This window comes from Sphingobium yanoikuyae, assembly GCF_034424525.1.
GTDB classification, from domain to species: domain Bacteria; phylum Pseudomonadota; class Alphaproteobacteria; order Sphingomonadales; family Sphingomonadaceae; genus Sphingobium; species Sphingobium yanoikuyae.
The window spans coordinates 1,181,758-1,201,099 of the sequence record NZ_CP139979.1 but is presented as its reverse complement, the minus strand read 5'-3'; the positions used below and the strand labels follow the sequence as shown (position 1 = coordinate 1,201,099).

General features: G+C 64.0%; 14 protein-coding genes. 6 read left to right on the top strand and 8 right to left on the bottom strand.

What is annotated here, in order from left to right:
• Window positions 1–34: 34 nt before the first annotated feature.
• The 3 genes from glgB to U0025_RS05590 form a co-directional block, all read right to left on the bottom strand.
• Entirely contained in the window at window positions 35–2,209 is a 2,175-nt protein-coding gene (glgB, locus tag U0025_RS05600; RefSeq protein WP_004211865.1) for a 1,4-alpha-glucan branching protein GlgB, read from the bottom strand.
• A gap of 39 nt (window positions 2,210–2,248) precedes the next feature.
• Window positions 2,249–4,714, bottom strand: coding sequence for a glycogen/starch/alpha-glucan phosphorylase (locus tag U0025_RS05595; protein WP_323156759.1), 2,466 nt, complete (start codon window positions 4,712–4,714; stop codon window positions 2,249–2,251).
• A 119-nt stretch (window positions 4,715–4,833) separates the two neighbouring features.
• Window positions 4,834–6,039 (bottom strand): serine hydrolase domain-containing protein, encoded by a 1,206-nt coding sequence (locus tag U0025_RS05590; RefSeq protein ID WP_004211861.1) that lies wholly within the window; start codon window positions 6,037–6,039, stop codon window positions 4,834–4,836.
• 158 nt (window positions 6,040–6,197) lie between these two features.
• On the opposite strand from U0025_RS05590, the gene U0025_RS05585 reads away from it, so the two are divergent.
• The 6 genes from U0025_RS05585 to U0025_RS05560 all read left to right on the top strand — a co-directional run bounded on the left by U0025_RS05585 (window position 6,198) and on the right by U0025_RS05560 (window position 15,039).
• Window positions 6,198–6,710, top strand: coding sequence for an RNA polymerase sigma factor (locus tag U0025_RS05585; RefSeq protein WP_029547652.1), 513 nt, complete (start codon window positions 6,198–6,200; stop codon window positions 6,708–6,710).
• A gap of 55 nt (window positions 6,711–6,765) precedes the next feature.
• Entirely contained in the window at window positions 6,766–7,695 is a 930-nt protein-coding gene (locus U0025_RS05580; RefSeq protein WP_004211858.1) for a FecR family protein, read from the top strand.
• Window positions 7,679–10,123 carry a TonB-dependent receptor domain-containing protein gene (locus U0025_RS05575; RefSeq protein ID WP_004211856.1) on the top strand — a complete coding sequence of 815 codons (2,445 nt, stop codon included), beginning with the start codon at window positions 7,679–7,681 and terminating at the stop codon, window positions 10,121–10,123. Before U0025_RS05580 ends, U0025_RS05575 begins: the two co-directional genes overlap by 17 nt.
• A gap of 102 nt (window positions 10,124–10,225) precedes the next feature.
• The gene (locus U0025_RS05570) at window positions 10,226–13,441 is read left to right on the top strand and encodes an autotransporter domain-containing protein (RefSeq protein WP_004211855.1); all 3,216 of its coding nucleotides are present in this window, start codon (window positions 10,226–10,228) and stop codon (window positions 13,439–13,441) included.
• 280 nt (window positions 13,442–13,721) lie between these two features.
• Window positions 13,722–14,354, top strand: a complete 633-nt coding sequence (locus U0025_RS05565; protein ID WP_037491322.1) for a hypothetical protein — start codon at window positions 13,722–13,724, stop codon at window positions 14,352–14,354.
• 34 nt (window positions 14,355–14,388) lie between these two features.
• Complete coding sequence (locus U0025_RS05560) at window positions 14,389–15,039, top strand: hypothetical protein (protein WP_004211851.1); 651 nt, start codon at window positions 14,389–14,391, stop codon at window positions 15,037–15,039.
• A gap of 64 nt (window positions 15,040–15,103) precedes the next feature.
• On the opposite strand, the gene gatB is transcribed toward U0025_RS05560, so the two are convergent.
• The 5 genes from gatB to gatC all read right to left on the bottom strand — a co-directional run bounded on the left by gatB (window position 15,104) and on the right by gatC (window position 19,255).
• Window positions 15,104–16,609, bottom strand: a complete 1,506-nt coding sequence (gene gatB / locus U0025_RS05555; protein ID WP_004211849.1) for an Asp-tRNA(Asn)/Glu-tRNA(Gln) amidotransferase subunit GatB — start codon at window positions 16,607–16,609, stop codon at window positions 15,104–15,106.
• Window positions 16,609–17,025, bottom strand: coding sequence for a type II toxin-antitoxin system VapC family toxin (locus U0025_RS05550; protein ID WP_037491319.1), 417 nt, complete (start codon window positions 17,023–17,025; stop codon window positions 16,609–16,611). Before U0025_RS05550 ends, gatB begins: the two co-directional genes overlap by 1 nt.
• Window positions 17,022–17,315 (bottom strand): AbrB/MazE/SpoVT family DNA-binding domain-containing protein, encoded by a 294-nt coding sequence (locus U0025_RS05545; RefSeq protein ID WP_004211848.1) that lies wholly within the window; start codon window positions 17,313–17,315, stop codon window positions 17,022–17,024. The genes U0025_RS05550 and U0025_RS05545 overlap by 4 nt, the downstream gene beginning before the upstream one ends.
• A 44-nt stretch (window positions 17,316–17,359) precedes the next feature.
• A complete protein-coding gene (gatA, locus tag U0025_RS05540; protein ID WP_004211847.1) occupies window positions 17,360–18,844 on the bottom strand; it encodes an Asp-tRNA(Asn)/Glu-tRNA(Gln) amidotransferase subunit GatA in 1,485 nt (494 codons plus the stop codon).
• 123 nt (window positions 18,845–18,967) lie between these two features.
• The gene (gene gatC / locus U0025_RS05535) at window positions 18,968–19,255 is read right to left on the bottom strand and encodes an Asp-tRNA(Asn)/Glu-tRNA(Gln) amidotransferase subunit GatC (protein WP_004211845.1); all 288 of its coding nucleotides are present in this window, start codon (window positions 19,253–19,255) and stop codon (window positions 18,968–18,970) included.
• Between the last annotated feature and the right edge of the window lie 87 nt (window positions 19,256–19,342).

Below are 19,342 nucleotides of genomic sequence, written 5' to 3'. Positions count from 1 at the left end.
CATGCCCGCGACCGCCTGCACGCGTTCCTCGGTATCAATAGTCCAGTTCCAGCATCAAGGTTCCGAAGGGCGGGATGGTTATGTTCGCCCATCCGCTCTCATCGGCCTCGACCACGCCCATATTGCCGGCGCCGCTGCCGCCATATTCACACGCATCGCTATTGAGTATCTCGCGCCAGCGACCGCCCACGGGCAGCCGCATGCGATAGCCATGGCGCAGCACCGGGGTGAAATGGCTGATGACGACGATCGGCTTGTGGCCGGGCGCCCGCCGCTGCCAGGCAAAGACGCTGTCCGCCGCGCCATCGACCAGCACCCATTCAAACCCTTCCGCTTCGCAATCGCGCGCATGCAACGCCGGCCGCGAGCGATAGAGGCGGTTGAGGTCGCCGACCAGCATCTGCACGCCATGATGGGGCGCATGATCGACCAGGTTCCAGTCGAGCGCCCGCTGCTCGCTCCACTCGGCGCGCTGGGCAAACTCCTGTCCCATGAACAGCAGCTTCTTGCCGGGATAGCCCCACATGAAGGCATAATAAGCCCGCAGCGTCGCGAATTTCTGCCAGTCGTCGCCCGCCATCTTGTGCAGCAGCGACGATTTGCCATGCACCACCTCGTCATGGCTCAGCGCCAGCACGAAATTCTCGCTGAAGGCGTAGAGCAGGCCGAAGGTGATGTCGTCATGATGATGCTGTCGATGCACCGGCTCGCGCGCCAGATAGCGCAGCGTGTCGTGCATGAAGCCCATATTCCATTTGAAACCGAAGCCAAGGCCACCCTGATGTACCGGCGCAGACACCTGCGGCCAGCTGGTCGATTCCTCGGCGATCGTCATCACGCCGGGCGAGTCCGCATAGAGCGCCTTGTTCATCCCCTGGAGGAAAGCGACCGCCTCCACATTCTCCCGTCCGCCATGGTCATTGGGGATCCATTCGCCGGGCTTGCGCGAATAATCGAGATAGAGCATCGACGCGACCGCATCGACCCGCAGCCCGTCGACATGATAGCGTTCGGCCCAGAAGAGCGCATTGTTGGTCAGATATTCCGCGACCTCGCGCCGGCCGAAATTGTAGATCGCCGTGTTCCAGTCCGGCTGGAACCCCTTGCGCGGATCGGCATGTTCATAAAGCGCGGTGCCGTCGAACCGGGCAAGGCCATGCTCGTCGGTCGGAAAATGCGCCGGCACCCAATCGAGAAGGACGCCGATCCCCGCCCGGTGCGCACCATCGACGAAGCGGGCAAAGCCCGCCGGATCGCCAAAGCGCGCGGTCGGCGCATAAAGGCCCAGCGTCTGGTAGCCCCAGCTCGGATCATAGGGAAATTCGCTGATCGGCAGGAACTCGATATGGGTGAAACCCATGCCGACGACATAGGGGATCAGCCGCTCGGCCAGCGCATCCCAGTGCAGGAAATCGCCATTTCCGTCGCGCTGCCATGACCCGGCATGCACCTCGTAGATGGAGATGGGCTGGCGCCGCGCATCGGCCTTCTGCCAATAGTCGCGGTGATTCGCATCGCCCCATATATGCGCAGGCGGACCGTTGACGATCGACGCGGTCGACGGGCGCAGTTCCGAGCGAAAGGCGAAGGGATCAGCCTTGAGCGGCAGCACCACGCCGTCCGGCCCGACAATCTCGAACTTGTAGGGCTGGCCGATGCCGACCTCGGGCAGGAAGATTTCCCATACGCCCGCATCCTGTCGGTGCCGCATCGCCCCGCGCCGCCCGTCCCAGCGATTGAAGTCGCCGACCACCGACACGCGCCGGGCATTGGGCGCCCAGACCGCGAAATGAGTGCCGGCAATCCCTTCATGCTCCATCGGATGCGCGCCCAGCTTCTCGAACAGGCGCTTGTGCGATCCTTCGGCGAAATAATAATCGTCCATCGGCCCCAGCACCGGGCCAAAGCCATAGGGGTCGATCGTCGCATAGGTACCGCCATCGGCATATTGCGCTTCATAGCGCAGCGGCTGGCGCTTGCGAATCTTGACCTTGCCCTCGAACAGTCCGGCCGGGTGGATCAGCGCCAGTTCGCCGACCGGCTTGCCATCCAGCGTCTGCGCGCTGACGCTGACGGCGTCGGGCAGCAGCACGCAGGCGGTAAAGCCGGTCTTGCCGCTGTCAGGATCGGCCGGGTGCACGCCAAGCGTCGCGAAGGGATCGGCATCCCGCCCTTCGACCAGCCGGTCGATCTGCTCCGGCGTCAGCACGCTCCTATCTCCCGTCTCCGCCGATCGCGGCCATTCTTATCATCCCATGTTCCAGATGTCGGCTGCATATTCGCGGATCGTCCGGTCGGACGAGAACCAGCCCATGCGCGCGACATTGTGGATCGCCTTCTTCGCCCACAATGCCTGATCCTGCCAGATGCCATCGACCCGGCGCTGGGCGGCGGCATAGCTGTCGAAATCGGCCGCCACCATGAACCAGTCATGGTCGTAGATACCCTGGATCAGATCCTTGTAGCGATTGGGGTCGTCGGGCGAGAAGACGCCACTGGCAATGGCATTGAGCGCCTGCCCCAGTTCCCGGCTCTGTTCGATCACCGCGCGCGGATTATAACCCTCGGCCCGGCGCTGGTTCACCTCGGCCGCGGTCAGGCCGAAGATCACGATATTATCCTCGCCGACATGATCGCGCATCTCGACATTGGCACCGTCCAGCGTGCCGATGGTCAGCGCGCCGTTGACCGCGAACTTCATGTTGCCGGTGCCCGACGCCTCCATGCCGGCGGTCGAAATCTGTTCGCTCAGATCCGCCGCCGGGATCATCATCTCGGCCATGGAGACATTGTAATTGGGCACGAACTGCACCTTCAGCAGCCCCTGCACCGACGGATCATGATTGATCGCGCGGGCCACGTCGCCCGCCAGCTTTATGATCAGCTTGGCATTATGATAGCTGGGCGCTGCCTTGCCGCCGAACAGCTTGACCCGCGGCACCCAGTCCTTTTCGGGGTGAGAACGGATCTGGTCATAGAGCGCCACCGCCTCGATAATGTTGAGCAATTGCCGCTTATATTCATGGATGCGCTTGATCTGGATATCGAACAGCGCGTCGGCGTCGATCCGGGCGTTGATCCGCTTACGCAGCAGGTCGGCCAGCGCGACCTTGTTGAAGCGCTTCACCGCCAGAAACCGCTCCTGGAAGGCGGTGTCGTCGGCGAAATTGTCAAGCTCGCGCAGCGCCTCGGCATCGTCCATGAAGCGGTCGCCGATCGCCTCGCGGATCAACTCGAACAGGCCATGGTTGCACTGCATCAGCCAGCGGCGGAAGGTGACGCCGTTGGTCTTGTTGTTGATCCGCGCGGGATAGAGCTTGTGCAGGTCGGCAAAGACCGTGACCTTCATCAGGTCGGTATGCAGCGCCGACACGCCGTTGACGCTGTGCGATCCGGCAAAGGCCAGATTGCCCATCCGCACCCGCCGCTCGCCGCCCTCGTCGATCAGCGAGATGGTGCCGATCGCATGGTCGTCGAACTGGCCGGACTTGCGCGCCTCGCCCAACAAGCGGCTGTTGATGGCATAGACGATCTGCATGTGCCGGGGCAGCAGCCGCTCGAACAAGGGCACCGGCCAGCTTTCCAGCGCCTCGGGCAGCAAGGTGTGGTTGGTATAGCCGAAGGTGCGGCGGACAATGTCCCAACCCTCGTCGAAATCCAGCCCATGCTCATCGACCAGGATGCGCATCAGCTCCGCCACCGACACCGCCGGATGGGTATCGTTGAGCTGGATCGCCGCCTTGTCCGGCAGGGTACGGACATCGCCGAAATATTGGATATGCCGCCGGACAATGTCCTGCAGCGAGGCGGAGGAGAAGAAATATTCCTGCCGCAGCCGCCATTCCTGCCCCGCCGGCGAACTGTCGGCAGGATAGAGGACGCGGGTCAGCGCCTCGGCCCGGTTGCTTTCGGACAGCGCGCCCAGATGGTCGCCGGCATTGAACTTGTCGAGCAGGATCGGGTCGATCGGCTGCGCCTCCCACAGGCGCAGCGTATTGACCCGCTTGCCCCGCCAGCCCGCGATCGGCGTGTCATAGGGGGTGGCGATCACCCGTTCGGCCGGGCGCCAGCTCATCTGATAGGGGCCGCAATTCTCGCACTCGGCCGGATCGACACGCCCGCCGAACCCGACCTCGTAACTCGCCTCGCGCCGCTCGAACTCCCAGGGGTTGCCGTGCGCCAGCCAGTTTTCCGGCAGTTCCACCTGCCAGCCGTCGCTGATCTCCTGCCGGAACATGCCGTTCACATAACGGATGCCATAGCCATAGGCGGGGATGTCGACCGTCGCCATGCTCTCCATGAAGCAGGCAGCCAGTCGTCCCAGGCCGCCATTGCCCAGCGCCGCATCCGGCTCCAGCGCGGCGATCAGGTCCAGGTCGACGCCCAGCGAGTCGAGCGCCGCCTGCAAATCGTCCAGCATTTCCATGTTGGACGCGGCATCGCGCATCAGCCGGCCGATCAGGAATTCCAGGCTCAGATAATAGACCCGGCGCCCCTGTTCCTCATAGGTCTTGTGGGTGGACTCGATCCAGGCGTCGATCACCCGGTCGCGGATCGAGAGGATGACGGCATGCAGCCAGTCATGCGGCTTGGCCGCCTTGGCATCCTTGCCGATGCGATAGGTCAATCGCTCGACAATCTCATGGGCCAGAATCTGCGGGTCAACCTGCCGGGGTGCCGGCTTGGGAAGCTGCGTCTCGCCCTTGAGATTCATGGCCGGGATCTCCCTCTATGAGTCACCGGGATGATGGCACAGCGCGCTTCGCCATGCCAATCCATTTTTTGCAGCGCAGCATGGACTTTTCCCGCTTCTTTCTGCGGGCTTGGCCTGCCTCAGCGCTGACCGCGTCGCGTAACGATGGCCGCCCCGATCCCGGCCCGCAATTCCGCCCGCACCGGATAGGTACTGGACGGCAGATGCTGGGTCATGAACAGGCCGATCAGTCGTTCGACCGGATCGATGAAGAAATAGGTCGAAAACACCCCGCCCCAGTAAAATTGCTGGTTCGCCAGCGTCATCGCGAAGCCCAGACCGAAACCCACTCCGGCATAGTCAGCTTCGCTGAACATCGCCTGCGACATGCTGGCGAGGTCGCCGCCGCCGGGCAGGTGATTGGTCCGCATCTGCGCCACCGTTTCGGGCTGCAACAGTCGCGCCCCATCGAGCTCGCCACCGCGCAGCAGCATCCGGGCAAAGCGATGATAGTCGGCCGTGGAGGAAATCAGCCCGCCCCCGCCCGATCGGAAACGCAGCTTGCGCCGCCAACTGCTGGCCGCGCCCCGGTCACGCAGCCGCAACCCGTCCTCGCCCAGCCCCCAGGCATCGGTCAGTCGGTCGGTCCGGTCCTCAGGCAAGGTGAAGAAACTGTCCTTCATGCCCAGCGGATCGAAGATATTCTGACGAAAATGCGTCTCCAGATCCTGCCCCGACAGTCGCTCGACGATCACGCCCAGCACATCGGTCGACACGCCGTAATTCCAGCGCTCGCCCGGCGAAAATTCCAGCGGCAGGCTGGCCAGCGCGGCGATGAATTCGTCCGATGATCGCTTCTGCTGGAACTCGTCCAGCCCCAGTTCGCGATAGCGCGCGTCGATCGGCGTCTGCCGTTGCAACCCATAGGTCAGGCCCGACGTGTGGCGCAGCAGGTCGATCATCCGCATCGGCCGCGTCATCCGCCCGGTTCCATCCGCGCCGACGCGCAGGTCGGCAAATTCCGGCAGCACGTCGGTCACCGGATCGTCCAGCGCCACCTTGCCCTGTTCGACCAGCCGCATGAAGGCAACGCTGGTGACCGGCTTGGTCATGGACGCGATGCGAAACAGCGCATCAGCCTGTAACGGCTCGCCGGTCGCGCGCGCCTGCCCCCGACTGACCGACAACAACGGCACCTCGTCGCGCGAGACCAGCATTTGCATGTGCGGCAATTTGCCGCTCTGCACATAGGTCCGGTCCAGATGATCGACCAGCGCGTCCAGCCGGTCGGGATCCATCCCCGCCGCCCGCGCCGCTGCTGCATCCGTCACCTTCGCTGTCGCCATGTCCGCTCCTGCCATAGGCGAACCGGGCTAGAGCAAGCCGCGCGTCAGGTAAATGATTTCAGGCCATGATCGGTCCATCAACGCCTTGCCATTGCCAAGACCCCACCCCTGCCTCTATGGCAACCCGCCTGATCGCCAATACCGGACGCACCACAGGCATGGCCACGGGCCTTTCTGCTATCTTCTTCCAGAATCGCGCTGCCCTGCTGCGCTTCCTGCGCGCGCGCGGTGCGGGCGAGGATGCGGAAGATCTGCTGCAGGACATGTGGATGAAGCTGGAGGCCAAGGATCTGGGGCCGGTCGCCGATCCCCTGCCCTATCTCTATCGCATGGCCAACAACCTGATGCTCGATCGCTATCGCTCCGCCACGCGGCGCGAGCGGCGCGAACAGGACTGGGCCGAAGGCGCCGGCGGCGTGATGGCCGACCCGAATGACGATCTGGCGGTCGACGAACGCATGATCCTCAATCAGCGGCTGGAACAGGCGCGCGGCATATTGGCCGATCTTGGCCCCCGCGTCGAACTGGTGTTCCGCCGTTTCCGCATAGAAGGGGTCGGCCAGCGGCTGATCGCGGAGGAATTGGGGGTCAGCCTGACCACGGTCGAGAAGGATCTGCAAAAGGCCTATCGGGCAATGCTTGCGCTCAAGCAAAGTCTGGATACGGAATGAGCGGATCGGCGGCGTCTGGCTCTTCAAGGGGCAAGAAATGAACAGGGCACAGGCCATGATGAACGAGGAGGCGCTCGGGTGGGTGATCCGCACGCGCGATCCCGAATTTGACGACTGGGACGCCTTCACCATCTGGCTGGAGGGCGATCCCGCCCGCGCGACCGCCTATGATGCGCTGATGGCGGCCGACGCGGATCTGGCGGAAATGGTTCCGGCAGAACCCATCGTTATGCCTGTTGCCGCCAATGATGCCGGCGAACGTCACCGCCGCCCGCTGCGCTGGATCGGTGGCGGCGCGATCGCCGCCGCGCTGGTCGCCGCCGTCTCGGTCGGTCTGCTCAACCGCAGCGACATCTACAGCATCACCACCCGTCCCGGCGAGACCCGCAGCATCGCGCTCGACGACGGCACCCGGATCGAACTGAACGGCGGCACCACGCTGCGCCTCGACCGCAAGAATGCGCGCTTCGCCGCACTCGACGCGGGCGAAGCCGCCTTCACCGTGCGCCATGACGCCGCCGATCCGTTCCGCGTGACCGTCGGCGACGCCGTGTTCGAGGATGCCGGCACCGTCTTCAACATCGTCCATAGCGGCAACGCCACCCGCATCGGCGTGTCCGAGGGCAAGGTGATCTACAACCCGCAGGCCGAAGCCATCTCGCTGCCCGCCGGCCGCGCGCTCAGCGACGGTGCCGAAGGGCTGCGCGTGATGGACGTCGCGCCCCAGGCCGTCGCCAGCTGGCGCCAGGGCCAGCTCATCTATGCCAATGCGCCGGTCGGCGACGTGACCCAGGATATCGCCCGTTCGCTGGGCGTGACGCTGGCCGCGACGCCCGGCGCGCAGGCCATGCGCTTTACCGGCACGATCCGGCTGGAACGGGATCCGTCCCGCTTCTTCGCCGCTGCCGCGCCCCTGATGGGGCTGTCCGCCATCCGACAGGGGAATGGATGGCTGCTGAAGGAAGGGGATGGGTCGCAAAACTGACGTCCTTTTCGTCACCGCCTTCGCCATAGCGGCCGCATCGCCTGCGCGAGCGGCGGACAGACAGTCGATCGACCTCGCTCCGGGACGCCTGGGCGAGGCGGTGGTGGCGCTCGGCCGTCAAACCGGCGCCAGCATCGGCATGTCGGACCAGTCGCTGGCCGGCATCGCCACCCCTGCGATCCGGGGCCGGATGTCGACCGCGGGCGCCCTTTCCCAGCTGCTGCGCGGCAGCGGCGCCAAGGCCAGGCAAATCGACGCCAGCACCTGGCGCATCGTGCGTGCCCGCAAGAGCGCTCCGCCCCCATCGCCGACGCCGGCCGCAGCGGTGCAACTCGCGCCGGTTGCGCAGGAACCGCCGGCCGACATCATCGTCACTGCGTCCAAGCGCGACATTCCCCTGCCCCGCTATGCCGGCATGGTCGAAACCGTGACCGGCGGCCTGTTCGAGACCGCCGACGCGGCACAGGGTACGGCCGCGCTGCTCTCGCGCGTCGCAAGTCTGAGTTCCACCCATGCCGGCGCCGGCCGCAACAAGCTGTTCATCCGCGCCATAGCCGATTCCGGCGTGGCCGGGCCGACCCAGGCGACGACCGGCCAATATCTGGGCGACATGCGCCTCAACTATGCCGCGCCCGATCCGGACCTGCGCCTCTATGACGTTGGCGGGGTCGAGGTGCTGGAAGGGCCACAGGGCACGCTTTACGGCGCCGGCTCGCTCGGCGGCATCATCCGCATCATCCCCAATGCCCCCAATCTTGCGCAGTTCGGCGGCCAGATCTCGACCGGCGTGTCGGCGACCCAGCATGGCGATCCGGGCGGCGACCTGTCGGCGATCCTCAACCTGCCGATCGTGGCCGAGAAGGTGGCGCTGCGCGTCGTCGGCTATGGCGTGCAGGAAGGCGGCTATATCGACGATGTTTTGCGCGACAAGGATGACGTCAATCGCACCCGCACCTATGGCGGCCGCGCCACGCTGCGGATCGCACCAGCGGACGACTGGACCATCGATCTCAGCACCGCCTACCAGCATATCGAGGGTGACGACGCCCAATATGCCAGTCGCGAGGTCGGCCGGCTGGAACGCGCCTCCAGCGTCGCCCAGCCCTATCATTCCGACTATATCCTGGCCAATGCGCGGATCGAGCATCAGTGGGACGACCTGCGCCTCGTCTCCTCGACCGGCTATGTCCGCAATGTCCTGGCCGAAAGCTATGACGCGACCCAGCCGGGCGGCGCGCCGGCCCTGTTCCGCCAGCGCAATAAGGTCGAACTTTTCTCGACCGAGAACCGGCTGGTGCGAGACCTCGACAATGGCCTGGGCTGGCTGCTGGGCGTTTCCTATCTGGAAAGCACCTCGACCATCCAGCGGTCGCTGACCGGCTATGGCCCGCTGAGCGCACCGGCGATCGAGATTTTGCCGGGCGTCCCGGTCTATGGTCGCGGTCGTCCTGCCACGGCCACCGGCGTGCGCAACCGGATCAAGGAAGCGACCCTGTTCGGCGAAGCCTCGTTCGAGCCGCTCCAGGGGCTGGTCGCCACCGTGGGCGGACGCCTCACCAACAGCCGCCTCAGCGGCGAGGCGATCGATCCGGTAGCGATGCTCTCGACCGTCGCTGATCTAGCCCGTGTCGAGGCGCAGGCCGATCGTTCCGAAACCTTCTTCCTCCCCTCCTTCTCGCTGCTCAGCGATGCGGTGAAGGGGCTTACCCTCTATGCCCGGTTCGAACAGGGCTTCCGTCCCGGTGGCCTGGCGGTCGACGATCAGCGCGCGCGCAGCTTCCGCAATGATCGCATCTCGACCATGGAACTGGGCTTCCGCAAGGGCGTGCCCGGCCGCGACACGGTCGCGCTCAGCGGCAATGTCGCCTATACCGATTGGCGCGACATCCAGGCCGACGTCACCGACCGCATCGGCCTGCCCACCACCGCCAATATCGGCGACGGACGCATCTATACGGTCGAAGGCCGGATCGTCGTCCGCCCGATCCCGCCGCTGACGCTGGATGGCTCGATCATCTACAATGACAGCCGCCTAACCCAACCGGCCCAGTTCGTGCGCGCTCTTTCCTATGAAGGGCGCTCGCTGACCCTGCCCAACGTCGCCAATCTGGGTGGCCGCGTCGCCGCCGATTATCGCGCGCCGCTGGGCGACGATATGCGCCTGCACCTGTCGGCCTCAGCCCGCTATGTCGGCAAGTCGCGCCTGGGCGTCGGACCGATATTGGGCCGCGAACAGGGCGATTATGTCGATACGGCCGTTTCGGCCGCCATCACCCGCGGCCCGGTCGAACTCTCGCTTTCGCTCACCAACCTGTTCGACAGCGACGGCAATCGTTTCTCGCTCGGCACGCCGTTCGACCTAAGCACCGACTATTATACGCCGCTGCGTCCCCGCACCGTGCGCATCGGTCTGGATTTCGCCTTCTAAAATCACGCCGACCGGCATTTTTCCTGACGGAACCCGCCCGGCGGCGACGTCCCTCCCGCATGTACGCGCCCATCAAACGGCGCGGCATTCAGAGGAGATATCATGCGACATTTGCTGGCCTGCACGGCCATCGCCCCGGTTCTGGTTGCGCTGACCGCAACCAATGCCGCGGCGGAAACCACGATCGGTTCATCCACCACCACCGCCGTCAAGACCTCCACCGTCGCCTCGGGCGCGGCCGATGCGATCACGGTCAGCTCGGCTGGCAGCATCACGCTGACCAGCGGCACCGCAATCACGATGGACAGCAACAACAATGTCAGCAACGCGGGTTCGCTGACCATCAACGATGCCGACAATGCGACCGGCATTCTGGTCAAGGCCGGCACCACCGGCAACATCACCAACAGCGGCACGATCACGCTGACGGAAGATTATACCGCAACCGACACGGACAGTGACGGCGACATTGACGGGACGTTCGCCAAAGGGACGAACCGCAATGGCATTCTGGTCGAATCCGGTGCGGCCCACACCGGCAATATCGACACCACCGGCACGATCTCGATCGAAGGCAACAACAGCGCCGGCATCCGCGTCAACTCGACGCTGATCGGTAATCTGTCGACCTATGGCACCATCTCCGTCGTCGGCGACAACAGCTATGGCGTGGTCGCCAACGACATCGACGGCAACGCCACGATCCGCGGTTCGATCAGCACCAAGGGCGCGAACAGCACCGCCGTCGCCCTGCTGGGCGATGTCGATGGCGCAGTGAAGATCCAGGGCACGATCGTCAGCACCGGCTATCGCTCCACCACCCGCCCGAGCGACGTCACCAAGCTCGACGCCGACGACCTGCTGCAGGGCGGCCCCGCCCTCGTCATCGCCGGCAATGTCAACGGCGGCATCGTGTTCGACGTCGCGCCGACCGCCAGCGACGATGACGACGAAGATGACACCGACATCGATGATGACGGCCTGACCGACAGCACCGAAACCACCGCCACGGTCATCAACTATGGCTCGGCGGCTGCGGTGCAGATCGGCTCGGCCAGCGCCGACACCAGCATCGGCGTGGTCCAGGGCGACAGTTCGGGCTATGGCGTGGTCGTGCGCGGCGCGATCGCGGGCTATGGCATCTATGACGGCGTCGATGCCAACGCGATGGTGATCGGCGACCTGGGCGGCGATGTCGACATTGCCAAGGGCGTCCTGGTCGCCGGATCGATCACCGCCATCTCCTATGACAGCAACGCCACCGCCCTGCGCCTGGGTTCGGGCGCGACCAGCGACGCGATCGAGATTTCGGGCACCGTCGCCGCATCGGGCGCGGCGCTGGAAAATACCAGCGCGCGCGGCCTGGTGATCGACGCCGGGGCACAGGTGAATTCGGTCAAGGTCAGCGGCACCGTCGCGGCCGTCGCCGCCGATGATGAAAAGGGCAGCGCGATCGCGATCCTCGATTCCTCGGGCACCGTCGCCAGCCTCAGCAACACCGGCACCATCTCGGCGACCGGCGGCCTCACCAACACCGCCATCGACCTCAGCGCCAACAGCAGCGGCGTGACGCTGACCCAGGCGCTCGCCTCCTCGACCGCGACCGCGCCCAGCATCGTCGGCGACGTCAAGCTCGGCTCGGGCGATGACGTCATGACGGTATCGGCTGGCCGGATCGTCGGCGATGTCAGCCTGGGCGCCGGCAACAACAGCCTGTCGCTCTCGGGCAGTTCGACCCTGACCGGCGATCTCAGCTATGCCGGCACCGGCGCCACCCTGACCCTGGCCGATACCGCCAGCGTCACCGGCGCGCTCGACTTTGGCGGCGCCAGCGGCACGATGACGCTGAACGGCACCTCCAGCTATACCGGCGCGATCAGCAACAGCGGCAACATGGCGCTGGTGCTGAACGGCGGCACGCTGGCGGCCAGCAACACCGGTTCAATCGCGCTTGCCTCGCTCAGCGCTTCCTCCGGCTCGGCGCTGGGCGTCACCATCAACGGCGCCGATGGCACCAACACCGTCTATGACGTCGCCGGTGCCGCCAGCTTCGCCAGCGGTTCCAAGGTGAAGGTGGCGCTGACCCAGGTCGGCGGATCGGAAGGCGACTATGTCATCGTCCGCGCCGCATCGCTGTCCGGCACCCCGGCGCTCGATAGCGCGACCCTGCTGCCCTATATGTTCAAGGGTAGTGTCAGCAGCGACACGACGACCGGCGACGTGACCCTGTCGATCGCCGCCAAGACCACGTCGGAACTGGGCCTGACCGGTTCGCTTTCAAGGGCCTATTCGGCGATCTTCAACGCGCTCGACAATGACAGCACTCTGGCCAACGCCTATCTGGACGTGACCGACGGCCAGACGCTGAACGGTGCGCTGCGCCAGATGCTGCCCGAACATTCCGGCAGCACCTTCGAAGCCGTCACCGCTGGCTCGCGGGCGACCGCGCGCATCCTGTCGGATCCCAACGGCATCTACCGGACCAAGGACGGCAAGCTGGGCTTCTGGTTGCAGCAGGTCGCGTTCGGCAGCTCCAAGAGCATCGGCGACACCGCCTCCTACGACATCAATGGCTGGGGCGCGGGCGGCGGCGTCGAATATCTGACCGATCTTGGCGCCTTCGGTGGTTCCTTCGCCTATATCCATGGCCGGGACACCAGCGACAGCTCCAACAGCTCGGCGGATTCCGACCAGTTCGAACTGGCGGCGCACTGGCGCGGCAGCTGGGGTCCGCTCCAGGCCTTCGCGCGCGTTTCGGCGGCGCATATCGACTTTGACGGCACCCGCAACTTCGCGCTCGACGATGTCGTGCGCAAGGCGACCGGCGACTGGTCGGGCAAGCTCTATTCGGCCACGGCCGGGGCTTCCTATCAGCTCCAGTTCAACCGCTTCAGCCTGCGTCCGGGCATTGGCATCGACTATTATCGCCTGAAGGAAGGCGGCTATAGCGAAAGCGGCGGTGGCGACGCGTTCAACCTGACCGTCGATGGCCGTACCAGCGACGAAATGACCGCCAACGGCACGATCGCCGCCGGCTATGATTTCGGCAGCCTCAATCGCGAGGATGGCTGGGCACGGTTCGAACTGGAAGGCGGCCGCCGCCAGCTGATCGGCGGGTCGCTCGGCGACACGGTCGCCCATTTCAAGGATGGCGATGATTTCGCCCTGGTCGCCGACAAGCGCACCAGCGGCTGGACCGGCCGGGCCCGCCTCTATGGCGGCACCGACACGTTCCGCGTCGGCGGCGAATTCGGTGCGGAAGAACAACAAAATCACGTCGCAATCTCATTCCGGGCGACGGTTAACTTCGTCCTGTGACGTCTGAATAAGGAATTGGCGGGCCACACCCCACAGACCCTCCCGGTCCGCCAGTTGCGCCACGGCATGATGTTCCTCCCCAAGGGACGCCAAGGCAAAAAGAGGGGCGTCGCATGGGTTTCACCCGAGCGGCGCCCCTTTTTCTTTGCCCCCCTCTGCGCCCTCTCCTTTCATTGGCCTCTTGCGGGCGGCATCGCCCCGTGCTGAATAAGTAGCGGGGAATCAGGCTCTTGAGCCTAATGGGGGATGAATGGGGGGAATTTCTCGCCTGTGCGCGACCTTGGTCGGCATATGGCTTGCGGCATTGTCGCCGGCGCACGCACAGACCGACGCCGCATCGGCAGATACAGATCATCAAAAGCCATGTGAGCTACATGTATGGCCGGGAAACGGGCTGGGCTCGGTTTATCATGGCTGGCTGCATGGCGGCATCGTCAATGGCGCTGTCCAGGGACGCGAAGGCTACAAGGCCATGAATGCCAATCCGCTTGCCACGGCGGACCAACGCGCCTTGCTTGCCACGCTACCGCTGGCCTCATGGCTTGGCCTGCCCGACCATCAGCTGGTCCTTCATGACGAATCTCTCGACAGTCGGACGATGCGCTCAACTTCGGGCCGAATCCGGCCGGACGGATCGATCTGCTACGCCGAATTCATGATCGACGACCTGATCTTTCAGGAAGATGTCGTTACCGGCCGTTTTCTCAAGATATTGTTCCGATTCCGCGATTTCGGATCGGAACAGACGGCGAGACGCAGCTTCGGCACCTGGACCATGACCAAGCTTACCCAGTTTCCGCCGGAAACGGCGGAGGCAGAAGGCGCAGCCCTGACCGACTTGAAATCGGCGTTCCAACAGGATGTCGAGAAATTCGGGGAATATCTGCGCCGCCCGGTAAGGACACGTAACTAAACAGCTTTTATCACGACAATTGGGGGAAATGATTATGTTGAAGACCATTTGGGTTGGTCTGGCATCGCTGACGCTCGCCAGTGCCGCCCAGGCCCAGAGCGCCGAGGCTCCGTCGCCGGCCTGCGAATTGCACATATGGCCGGCCGAACGCATGGCCTCCGTGACAACCGGCCTGCTTGGCGGCGGTTTGCTCGATGCCGCCCTGCATGCCGGCAAGGATGCCAGCAACAAGGCACAGATGGCCAGCGCGCTCGACAGCCCCAGCCAGGTTGACGCACTCCAGTCGCTGGATCTGGCCACGTTGCTGGAACTGAAGCCGGGCACGGTTATCATCCGTCATGAAGCGCCGCTTGAGCGCAAGACCATGAACAAGGTGAAGACGCGCCGGTCCGATTCCACCGCCGCCTGCTACTCCGAGCTCATCACCGCAGATGTGCTGTATCACAAGGCGGCGATCTATGGCCGCTCGCTCAAGACATTGTTCATGGTTCGGGACTTCGGCAACGACCAGAAGATCGACTTCGAATATAAGGCGTGGGGCGGGAATGGCCTGTCGCTCTTCCCCGCAAAGGAAGGCGAAGACGCCGTGGCCGCGCTGGATGAGCTGGTTGGCGTCTTCAAGAAGAATTTCGAGGAATATGCCAACAATGCCCGCAAATCCATGGCATTGAAGAAGAAGGCCTGACCGAAAAAGGGGAGCGACCGTCAGGCCGCTCCCCTCAATCACGAAAGGCCATGGAGACCCGGCCTCAGCCGGCGAGCGCCTTCTTGACCAGTTCGTTGACGACCTGGGGATTGGCCTTGCCCTGCATCGCCTTCATCGTCTGACCGACGAAGAAGCCGAACAGCGCTTCCTTGCCGCCGCGATACTGCTCGACCTTGTCGCCATTCTTGGCGAGGACATCGGCCACCGCCGCCTCGATCGCGCCGGTGTCGCTGGTCTGCTTCAGGCCCTTTTCCTCGACGATCTTGCCGGGCTTGTCGCCGGTTTCCAGCATGATCTCGAACACCTGCTTGGCGATCGTGCCGCTGATCGTGCCATCGGCTACCAGTGCCAGCAATTCGGCGCCTTCCTCGGGGCTTACCGGGCTTTCTTCAAGGCTCTTGCCAATGCGGTTGAGCGCGCCATAGAGCTCCGACAGCAGCCAGTTGGCCGATGCCTTGGAGACCTCGCCCTCGCTCTTCTTCTGGATGCGCGCGCCTTCGGCCAGCAGCGCCTCGAACCAGCGTGCGGTGTCGGCGTCGGCGGTCAGGGTCGCGGCATTATAGGCAGACAGGCCCAGATCCTGCGCATAGCGGCGCAGTTTCGCGTCCGGCAGTTCGGGCAGCGACTGGCGGCATTCCTCCAGGAATTCATCGTCCAGCTCCAGCGGCAACAAGTCGGGATCGGGGAAGTAGCGATAGTCGTGCGCGTCTTCCTTCGACCGCATCGAACGGGTTTCGTTGCGATCCGGGTCATAGAGGCGCGTTTCCTGCACGATCTTGCCGCCGGCCTCCAGCACGTCGACCTGGCGGTTCGCCTCATGCTCGACCACGGCCATGACGAAGCGGACCGAGTTCACATTCTTGGTCTCGGTGCGGGTGCCGAATTCTTCGCCCGGACGGCGCACGGAGACGTTGACGTCGGCGCGCATCGACCCCTGGTCCATATTGCCGTCGCACGAGCCGACATAGCGAAGAATGGTCCGCAGCTTCGAGAGATAAGCCCCTGCTTCGGCAGGCGAACGCATGTCCGGCTTCGACACGATTTCCATTAGCGCCACGCCCGACCGGTTGAGGTCGACATAGGAGCTGGTCGGGTGCTGGTCGTGCATCAGCTTGCCGGCATCCTGCTCGACATGGATGCGCTCGACGCCGATCACCTTGGTGCTGGCTTCGGGGTTCTTCTCGTCCAGGACGATCTCGATCTGCCCTTCGCCCACGATCGGGTGATAGAGCTGGCTGATCTGATAGCCCTGCGGCAGATCCGCATAGAAATAATTCTTGCGGTCGAAGCGCGACCATTTGTTGATCTGCGCGTCGATCGCCATGCCGGTGCGCACCGCCTGGCGGATGCACTCGCGGTTGGGCACGGGCAACATGCCGGGCATGGCCGCATCGATCAGGCTGACCTGCGTATTGGGCTCCGCGCCGAACGCCGTCGCGGCGCCGGAAAAGAGCTTCGCGTTCGACGTCACCTGCGCATGGACTTCCAGGCCGATCACGACCTCCCACTCGCCGGTTGCGCCCTGGATGCGATAGGTTGATTCAGTCATTATTCGTCCTTTGAAGGCGTAATCAACGGCACGCCGGGGAAATAGCTTCTGTAGAAACGCGGGTCACGCGTGAGAATGGTCGCACCGCTGGCCTGAGCATGACCACCAATGAAGAAATCGGCGAGGATCGATTTGGCTGCACCTGGCTGCTTGCGACGGCGATGAACCTCAAATGCTCTTCCTGCTAGAAATGCGCCATCGCCAGCAAGAGGTTCAATCCCGATCAGCATAGAAATCAACGCCAAGCGAAGTTGCTCATACTCCATAAACCTCGGCGCAATCTCACCAATGACAACGGGGTTCACAAACAAATAGGCGCCAAAGGCAGCTCGATTAATATTGGTCCTAGACCAATCGAACCATTCAGGATCGCGATCAAACACATCAATGAGAACGTTTGAATCAATGAGGATCACGGCTCGTAATTACCCCGTATCTCCCGCATATATTCATCCGTGCTCATCCCGTCGGGATTAGGATATTTGCCAGCAATTGCATCAATCGCTTCCATAACCCGGCGACTGCGTTCAGCCGCTTCCTCCGGACCGAACCCCAGCGGGGCAACCACCACTTGCCCAGCTTCGTTGACAAGCACTCGATAAGGTTGCCCCGGAACAAGACCGGTCGCGTCACGCATGGCCTTGGGGATCAGTATCTGTCCCTTGCTGGTCATCGTTCCGGTTTCGATCTTGCTTGGCGCGTTCATCGTCACATCTCCAGTGTTACCAAGGTAACACTTCGGTCAAGTCATTACCACCACTTGTCCGGCCGCGCGGTGAAACCGGCCCGTTCCTCGATGGCGAGGCTGGCGTTCAGCACAGTCTGCTCGTCCAGCGCCTTGCCGATCACCTGCAGGCCGATCGGCAAACCGGCCGAATCCAGCCCACCTGGAATCGCCATCGCCGGCAGCCCGGCCAGCGAGGCTGGCACGGTGAAGACGTCGTTCAGATACATGGCCAGCGGATCGGCCTGCTTCTCGCCCAGCGCGAAGGAGGCGCTCGGCGCGGTCGGCGTCAGCAGCAGGTCGCACTTTTCGAACGCCAGTTCGAAATCGCGCGCGATCAGCGCTCGCACCTTCTGCGCCTGGGTATAATAGGCATCATAGAAGCCGGCCGACAGCACGTAAGTGCCGATCATGATGCGGCGCTTCACTTCCGGGCCGAAGCCGGCAGCGCGGGTCGCGGCATACATGTCCTGCAATCCCGCCCCATCGGGCAGGTCGCGCTGGCCGTAACGCACGCCGTCATAGCGGGCGAGGTTCGACGAGGCTTCGGCAGGCGCGATGATATAATAGGTCGGCAGCGCATATTTGGTATGCGGCAGCGACACTTCGATCACTTCGGCGCCGGCGTCCTTGAGCCATTCGATGCCGCGATCCCACATGGCGGAGATTTCGGCGTTCAGGCCATCGGGGCGATATTCCTTGGGAATACCGACCTTCTTGCCCTTGAGATCGCTCGACAAATTGGCTTCCCACTGCGGCACGGCCAGATCCAACGAAGTCGAATCCTTGGGATCGAAGCCCGACATGACTTCCAGCAGGATCGCATTGTCGCGCACCGTGCGCGCCATCGGCCCGGCCTGATCCAGCGAACTGGCGAAAGCGACGATGCCGAAGCGCGAGCAGCGGCCATAGGTCGGCTTGATGCCCGAAATGCCGGTGAAGGCGGCAGGCTGGCGGATCGAGCCACCAGTGTCGGTGCCGGTCGCCGCCGGGCAGAGCCGCGCGGAGATGGCCGAGGAGGAACCGCCCGACGAACCACCGGGCGCCAGTGCGGCATTATCACCGCCGCCGCGCCGCCAGGGCGAGATCACATTGCCATAATAGCTCGTCTCGTTGGACGAACCCATGGCGAACTGGTCGAGATTGAGCTTGCCCAGCATGCCGGCGCCGGCCGCCCACAGCTTGCCCGACACGGTCGATTCATAGGTCGGCACGAAGCCTTCCAGCATGTGCGACGCGGCAGTCGTCTGCGTGCCTTCGGTGCAGAACAGGTCCTTCATGCCGATCGGCACGCCAGCCAGCTGGCCCAGCGTCTCGCCGGCGGCCTTGGCCTTATCGGCGGCGTCGGCCGCTGCCAGCGCCTTTTCCGGCGTCTCGACGATGAAGGCGTTCAGCGCCTTGGCAGCGGCGACATTGGCGTTGAAGCCCTCGGCCACTTCGCGCGCCGAAAAATCGCCCGCGCGGAAGCCGTCGCGGATTTCCGCCACTGTAAGATCAGTAAGATCAGTCAAATTCTTTTCCCCGTTCGGGCTGAGCGAAGTCGAAGCCCTCTACTGAGCGAAGCGAAGCTGCCTCCCTGCGGTCGGCCGAGCCCTTCGACAGGCTCAGGGCGAACGGATGGGGAGGCACCCGCATCATTCGATAACTTTCGGCACCGCGAAGAAGCCATGTTCGGCCTGCGGCGCATTGGCCAGCACCTTGTCACGCACATTGCCGTCCGTGACGACATCGTCGCGCAGGCGTTGATGGTTGGGGATGACGGCCGTCATCGGCTGCACGCCGGTCACGTCCACCTCTCCCAGCTGTTCCACCCAGCCAAGGATATTGTTGAGTTCGGGCACCATGGCTTCCGCTTCCGCATCCGTCACCGAAATGCGCGAAAGGCTGGCGATCTTTTTCACGGTCTGAAGGTCTATCGACATGGGCCAAGCCGCTAGCACCCGCACCAGTCCGCTTCAAGTGTCCTGCTGCACCATCTGCCATCTTGCATGCGCCCATCTTGCATGCCC

Bases quoted from the DNA above. Each gene is read 5' to 3' on its own strand.
- U0025_RS05590 (WP_004211861.1), bottom strand. From the start codon at position 6,039: ATGGCGACAGCGAAGGTGACGGATGCAGCAGCGGCGCGGGCGGCGGGG.
- U0025_RS05570 (WP_004211855.1), top strand. From the start codon at position 10,226: ATGCGACATTTGCTGGCCTGCACGGCCATCGCCCCGGTTCTGGTTGCG.
- U0025_RS05585 (WP_029547652.1), top strand. From the start codon at position 6,198: ATGGCCACGGGCCTTTCTGCTATCTTCTTCCAGAATCGCGCTGCCCTG.
- U0025_RS05575 (WP_004211856.1), top strand. From the start codon at position 7,679: ATGGGTCGCAAAACTGACGTCCTTTTCGTCACCGCCTTCGCCATAGCG.
- U0025_RS05580 (WP_004211858.1), top strand. From the start codon at position 6,766: ATGATGAACGAGGAGGCGCTCGGGTGGGTGATCCGCACGCGCGATCCC.
- gatC (WP_004211845.1), bottom strand. From the start codon at position 19,255: ATGTCGATAGACCTTCAGACCGTGAAAAAGATCGCCAGCCTTTCGCGC.
- U0025_RS05545 (WP_004211848.1), bottom strand. From the start codon at position 17,315: ATGAACGCGCCAAGCAAGATCGAAACCGGAACGATGACCAGCAAGGGA.
- gatB (WP_004211849.1), bottom strand. From the start codon at position 16,609: ATGACTGAATCAACCTATCGCATCCAGGGCGCAACCGGCGAGTGGGAG.
- U0025_RS05560 (WP_004211851.1), top strand. From the start codon at position 14,389: ATGTTGAAGACCATTTGGGTTGGTCTGGCATCGCTGACGCTCGCCAGT.
- U0025_RS05595 (WP_323156759.1), bottom strand. From the start codon at position 4,714: ATGAATCTCAAGGGCGAGACGCAGCTTCCCAAGCCGGCACCCCGGCAG.